Annotated in this window: 4 protein-coding genes; 2 read left to right on the forward strand and 2 right to left on the reverse strand. The window is 47.8% G+C overall.

Annotation, left to right across the window (positions count from 1 at the left end; genetic code table 11):
* Positions 1-1513: hypothetical protein (locus tag OXH39_21555; GenBank protein MCY3553055.1), on the reverse strand; the 1513-nt coding region annotated here is incomplete at its 3' end.
* Positions 1514-1869: 356 nt separating this feature from the next.
* Positions 1870-5259, reverse strand: a complete 3390-nt coding sequence (locus tag OXH39_21560) for a hypothetical protein (protein ID MCY3553056.1) — start codon at positions 5257-5259, stop codon at positions 1870-1872.
* Positions 5260-5826: 567 nt separating this feature from the next.
* On the opposite strand from OXH39_21560, the gene OXH39_21565 reads away from it, so the two are divergent.
* Together OXH39_21565 and OXH39_21570 are read left to right on the forward strand one after the other, a co-directional pair.
* The gene (locus OXH39_21565; GenBank protein MCY3553057.1) at positions 5827-6105 is read left to right on the forward strand and encodes a hypothetical protein; all 279 of its coding nucleotides are present in this window, start codon (positions 5827-5829) and stop codon (positions 6103-6105) included.
* A gap of 91 nt (positions 6106-6196) precedes the next feature.
* Complete coding sequence (locus OXH39_21570; GenBank protein ID MCY3553058.1) at positions 6197-6418, forward strand: hypothetical protein; 222 nt, start codon at positions 6197-6199, stop codon at positions 6416-6418.
* Positions 6419-6970 lie beyond the last annotated feature (552 nt).

Below are 6970 nucleotides of genomic sequence, written 5' to 3' on the forward strand. Positions count from 1 at the left end.
CCTCTCCGAGGATATTGATGATACAGAGGGGTTGTGTTCCTTCGCGCGTTTCGAGTAGTTGTTCCACGATTTTTGCGTAGTGTGGATCGGAAAACAGTATAGAACTGTCGATATCTTTCACCTGATCCCAGAGATCCATCCGATCCCGCCACTGTACCACCGATCCGACATCTTGATTTTGAAGAAATTGCGATGCTGCTGCCGCAAGATCACCACTCGGTGCCTTTAAACAGATTGGCTTACGCGGAACGGACGCTGCTTCAGGGTCTTTCTCTGCGTCTGTCTCGGCAGTATATCCACAGACACGCACATTCCTATCGAAAGCACGCTGTACCTGAACGCGAAGATCTTCTGGCGTTTCGGACATCTTTTCTGTAGGTTTTAACTTGTGTAAGACCGGAGACGGACGTTTGAGTGCCAACGGACTGAGTGTCCCTTCCCGAACGGCAAGCATTTGATCGTCTATAGGAAGCCCTGTCTTGGGAGTGGGCGGGAGGATGCCGGTATCGTTCCAAACATCTGTTAGAAGCGTTGCCGCCGTAGGCAGCCCAGTATCAGAGGTAGAGGCACAGAGCCATACACCCTCTTCATTCTCCCACAAGGATACCTCTGTGTTGCCTATGTCATCACCGTCTCGCCGCCAATAGTGAAATCCACCGGCTTCTCTGATATAAGAAAACCCGCGCTTGAAAAACGCCTCTTTGGCGAGATCAAGTGTACCCGATCCCAGAGAGTATGGCGCGTCGGGGATATCCTCCTTAAGTTGTATGTTTTGCGAAACAGGTGCGTCCAGTGCAGCACGAAAGGCATCGATAGGTGCAAAGAGAACTTCTTTAGGAATCACAGGCGGATCTAACAGATTTCCAAGCAGGATTTCATAGCGCGCATCCCAGCAATTGTGTCCTTTCTCACCCAAAATTTCAAGATACGAATCGTAGTGGTCGGGATTCTCCGCTGAGGGTGTCTCCTTATAAATATAGAACCGTGCCTCCTTGGTGTTCGGGTGCAGGTACCCCGGTATCCGGCAAGAAAACCGCAATCCACCAGACTTTGTTAGCGTCAACAACGGGTTCGCAACGGCACTAACAAGTGCCTGAACGCACGCAAGAACAGCATCAGGCGCAGCACAGATGGCTTCATATTTAAACTCGATGTCGTGCCAAGGCGCGCCATCGCGTGCCGAGGGCATACCCGTATATATGTGAATCCCCCGCGACCTATGCCATTGGGTGATCTCCCAATCTATCGCCTCTTGACGTTTCAAGAACCGTTCACCCCCAAAAGACCGCGGGGGATGGTCGCTTCCAGGCGCGCGCCCTATCGGCATAAAGGAAATGTCCGCCGCTTCCAAGTCTTGCAGCAGCACACGGTATCTGTACGCGCAATAGACTCTGAAATGGTAAGGAAGCCCTTTGTAAATCAGAGATCTTACGCTCGTCTTTCGTTGCTTAAAGGGTTTCTCGCGCCGTTGGTGGCAGCGTGCAACAATATCTTGCAAAATATCGGTTGTCATTGACCTACTCCCCTATTCGGTTTTGTTGTACCACAAACTTTATGAGAATTAAAAAATTAATTCGGTAATTTATTGGCGAGGTCCGGTGCGGTTCCAAACCGCACCTACCGGCCTGGAGGTTACCGATTTAAATAATTAAACTTCATTTAGTTTGTGCAGCATTATCATTATCACGTAAGTGGAACACAGGGAGATTGAACACACTCCACTGTTCACTCTCCGCCAACCTTCTATCCTTCCAACTTTCCAAAGCGTGTTGTACCACAAACTTTTAGTTTGTGCCTCGTCCTCTCATAATTCTAAAACCTCTTGCTGATAACCTACCGCCGAAATATTTACACACCCGTCAATAATTTTCACGCCTCTGGAAGACTGTAAACACCCATTCGAACCTTTACAATCTCACCGAGCCCCACAAGGCGCGTGAGTTCTGTATTGATTGCTTTTGGATGTCCTTGAATCGCCGCCATGAATTCCGATGTTCTTTTCTCGCCATCGGCGAGAAGTGTGAGAATTTGCTCGCGGAAAGTGATACGTGTCTTCCCTCCCCTCAGCCTTTGCAACACTCGGTTCGCTTGCCTTGGGGAACATCCGAGAACCCGCTCTACCTCTTCTCTGCTGGATTCAACCGTCAGATTGTCGCGTTCCGTTTCAAAACGTTGGCGTGTCGTTATCACCTCCGCGAGTTTGTCCAACCCACCGGCGATATCGAAGTCTTCCCAGTCAAAAAGGAGCGTTTCAGGTCTGTCGGTGATATCGGGAATTCGCACCCCCGTAATCAACATAACTTTCTTGTTTGCCAAACGGTTCAGTTGAGCCAGTTCTATAATCTCTCTGAATATATGACAGACCACTATTTCATAAACACTCTGGACGCGCTCGTCTTTGTAACAGTAAGGTTCCTTTTCCAGTTCATAAGAGAGGAGCTCCTCGTCGTTTCCAAACAACATCTGAGTGCGCTCTGCAATGGCGTTTCCTTCCATTAGGGGTATGCCAACTATCCAGATGACCTGTGCTTCCTGAAGATCGGTTTCCAAGCCTTCCAGCCTTCGGAAATCCGTCAAGAAACAGACATTCTCATTTTTCGCTATAGTCTTCAGCTGCTTAATTGTATAAACATGGGTGATAATCCCATGCTTAATATTTGGATCCCTTTCGATTTCCGCTTGAATTCTCCAAAAAATGTCCCGCCCCGTTTCAGATACCCCGAGAACATCCCAAGTGTTGTTGACATCTAAAATCGTTTGCAATGGATAGATACCGGTGCGAATCTGAAAAACGTGGTTTCCGGGAACCCATGCCCTCGGTTGCATGCGCAGGAGCTCGGTTTCCTCATTCAAGAACGACCGACGTAAATATTCAGCGTAGGGAGCCGGGACATTGACCAAAAGGTATTTGATGCTCGGATGCAGCACGGGCGGCACCCGGAATTGTAGGACTTCGTTCTCCCATCGCATCGGCGCATTAGCGTCTCGCGTGTAATGTGCAAAGAAACGCTTGAGTTGATGCCAAAACGTCCAATTTGGATTCTCACAAACCGTTGGAAACTCCTGAATGCTTTCAGCAGTCGACGCGTCCAAGATACCCAACCCGAGAGCGTCCGATATGGGCATCAGGATTTTCATGTCTTCGTTAGGCACAAAAGCCTCAAGATGAAAAAAAGGCAGCCCTTCTGACGCAAGTCTATCCGCAGCCGCAGCACCCAAAGGGATATAAGCAGAGATCCCCCGCTCAAACTCAATTGTATGGCGTGCTAATTCCGCGCCGGTCTCTGGATCAATTACCTCGCGTCTGACCACCTTGCCCTGTACACCGATATGGTACATCTGTTGGATGATTTCTTCTTCCAGCCATTCAAACGTCTGGACCACTGTTCGGATCCGTTTGATAGCGTCGCCATGGTATTTATCTCTGATTTCTACAGCATTCAGTAGAGCCAGCGCAAAGTTTCCTAAGGCACTGCCTTTCCAGTTGACAACCCACTCCTGCAATATGGTTTTAGAGAGGCCACATTTAAGAAATGGTTGGTTCTCCCTGTAGATATTGATGATACAAAGCGGCTGTGTTCCATCGCGTGCTTCAAGAAGCTGTTCCACTACTTTTACGTACTTTGGGTCCAAAAATAGGTAAAAATCCTCTAATATTTGTGCTTGGGTAGTTTGTAACATAGAGAATTGCGATAGATAGCCACGCTCTTGACATACTGTATAGACGGGGCACTGCGGACAGATAATTTCACTCGGATTCCCACCCTTCTTCTCCAGTGCTTCGCACCGCTGAGGATCCTCACAGACGTTTCCACGCTGAAAAGGAGTTGCCATGCGCACATCAACCGGGATATCTTTTACCTGATCCCAGAGATACATCCGATCCCGCCACTGTGCCACCGATCCCACATCTCGGTTTAAAAAAAATTGCGACACTGCTGCTGTAAGATCAACACTCGGGACCTTTAAACAGATTGCCTGGCTCTTACGCAGAACGGATTCCGCTTCAGGGTCTTTCTCTGCGTCTGTCTCGACAGTAAATCCAAGGACACGCACATTCCTATCGAAAGCACGCTGTACCTGAACGCGAAGATCTTCTGGCGTTTCGGACATCTTTTCTGTAGGTTTTAACTTGTGTAAGACCGGAGACGGACGTTTGAGTGCCAACGGACTGAGTGTCCCTTCCCGAACGGCAAGCATTTGATCGTCTATAGGAAGCCCTGTCTTGGAAGTGGGAGGGAGGATGCCGGTATCGTTCCAAACGTCTGTTAGAAGCGTTGCCGCCATAGGCAATCCGGTATCAACGGTAGATGCACAAACCCACACGCCATCTTCACTTTCCCATAAGGATACCTCTGTGTTGCCAATTTCATCACCGTATTGCCGCCAATAGTGACATCCATCCTCTTGTCTGACATAAGAAAACCCACGCTTGAAAAGTGCCTCTTTGGCGAGATCAAGCGGACCCGATCCGAGAGAGTATGGAGCGTCCGGGACGCGCGCCTTGTATTGTAGGTTTTGGGGAACAGGTTTGTGAAGCTTCGCGCGAAAAGCATCGATAGGTGCAAAGAGAACTTCTTTAGGAATCACAGGCGGATCTGACAGATTTCCAAGCAGGATTTCATAGCGCGCATCCCAGCAATTATGTCCGTTCTCGCCCAAAATTTCAAGATACGCGTCGTATGGGTCGGCATTCTCCGCTGAGGGTGTCCCATTATAGACATACAACCGCCCTTGCTTGGTGTTCGGGTGCAGGTACCCCGGTATCCGGCAAGAAAAGCGCAATCCACCAGACTTTGTCAGCATCAACAACGGGTTCGCAACGGTACTAACAAGTGCCTGAACGCACGCAAGAACGGCATCCGGGGCAGCACAGATAGCTTCATATTTAAAATCGATGTCGTGCCAGGGCGCGCCATCGCGTGCCGAGGGAGTACCCGTATACACGTGAATCCCCCACGACTTGCGCCAGTGAATGATACCCCAGGCTGTTGTCCCTTGACGTTTCAAGAACCGTTCACCACCAAAGCCCCGCGGGGGGCGGTCAGTTCCAGGTGCCCGCCCTATCGGCATAAAGGAAATGTCCGCCGCATCCAAATCTTGCAGCAGCACAGGATATCTGTGCGCACAATGGACTGTGAAGTGGTAAGGAAGTCCTTCGTAAGGCAGCGGGGTTACAATCGTCTTCCGTTGCTTAAAAGGCTTCTCATGCCGTTGGTGGCAGCGTGCAATAATATTTTCCAAGACATCGGTTGTCATTGATCTACTTCCCTATTCGGTTTTCAGGAAGCGTGGAAACGCAGGAAGATTGGTGCTCCCATCCTTCCTTTCTTCCATTCTTCCATCCTAAATATTGCTTTCTGCGTGAGTCCTATAATATATACTATCAAAAATCTCACTTACAGTCAAATTAAGACATTTTAATTCTAAAATAAAATAACTATATTATAGCCATATCTTAACCAAACTTTTGGGACATCCATCCGATAAACATTCCACATCACCTCCGAATGTGTCCTGCCTTCTTTTTTCCTCAACAGTAAGCAATACCCCAAGTTGCTTGGGTTGGACAGTTGGAAGATTTCGGGGCGGTCTTGGGAAAAGTCGCGTCAATCGCAAAGTGTTAGATAAAGTCATTATTATTTTGTTATTTATAGCAAAAAATATGACCTAATACAACATTCGCATAAATCCTTATAATAATTGATTTTATCGCAATTTTAATTTGATTAATACCGATATCTGTGATACTATATACATTAACAAATGTGAAAATATAAAACTTCTGACCCGACGATTTCGCAAAACTTCACAAAACCGACGACCATGCCAAACGGACACATTGATGTCAACATCGACAAAACGATTACCGCCTCGACCGGAGTAGGTATCTCCCAAGACAGAGGCGCGTGTCGTACCGTCACGTCGTCCCTGAAACCTACTAACAGGCAGTTAGACTACCCCTCCCCACTTTACAAATATCAAGTAATATTCTTCAGAATACGGTATCAGCAATTATCGTTGTGCTGGATTTTTCGCGCCCGCGCCGCCTCCGTCTCACACGGAGCGTCCCGTCGCGGGCTATTTATTTTTCGTGTCGCATAAAATAAAAAAATGCGAATTCGATTCTAAAAACGACAAGGAGATTTAAAATGGTATGTCCGGATAGGGCTCTCAATGTGTGAGGTCTGATTTTATGAAACTGCGTATGGGAGATGTGTTAATCGAGACCGATTATATTGAGGTTGTCGAATGGGTCGCACCGCACACCGTCAAGATCTTTTTTGTGTCTGGGAAGGTGTTAGATGTTCATTGTGATATTAAGTCAAATGCGCCTGCGGTCTGGAATCAGGACGCAGATGGGCTTATCCAAACCCTTCAGAACACTGATGCAGTTAAGCACTCCGGCAAGGAATGATTGTGATATACGGAGATGAAGAGGTTAGAGGCACCCCAAGCGGATAAGCGGCACATCACAGAGAAACGGATAACAGTCATTAAGCATTCAGTAAATCCTGCACGCTGATTAACAGGCAGCCGGAACCTCTACTTTAGAGGGCATACGCGTCTGTTTACAAGCGGTCCGTCGGGAAACTTACGTTCATGCTTGCTTTGCAGGTTGTGCAAGTCTCCAGAAACAACCTGCTTTTATGAGATCGGATATAGATAACTTGTAGACTGCAAGCAGTAGACCTTGACCGAAAGCAACCCCCCAAATAACGGAATACTTTCAATTACATAACTTCACCCATCCGTATATTTGGATTATCAGTCGGTCAAGAGAGACGGGAAGGCATTGCTAAATAACGCCAAATCTGCCTTCCCTTCTTTTATCTGCTTCATGAACCTTGTAGGAGGGAACTCCGATTCCCGACTCTTCTTCTGGCGGGCTATAAGTAATTACGGGATTTACTATAAAGCAGACAGCGGGATTTTGGTGTAGCCTTTCGGCTTCCAAAATGCAGAAAAA

The sequence above is a fragment of the Candidatus Poribacteria bacterium genome (genome assembly GCA_026702755.1).
Taxonomy (GTDB): domain Bacteria; phylum Poribacteria; class WGA-4E; order WGA-4E; family WGA-3G; genus WGA-3G.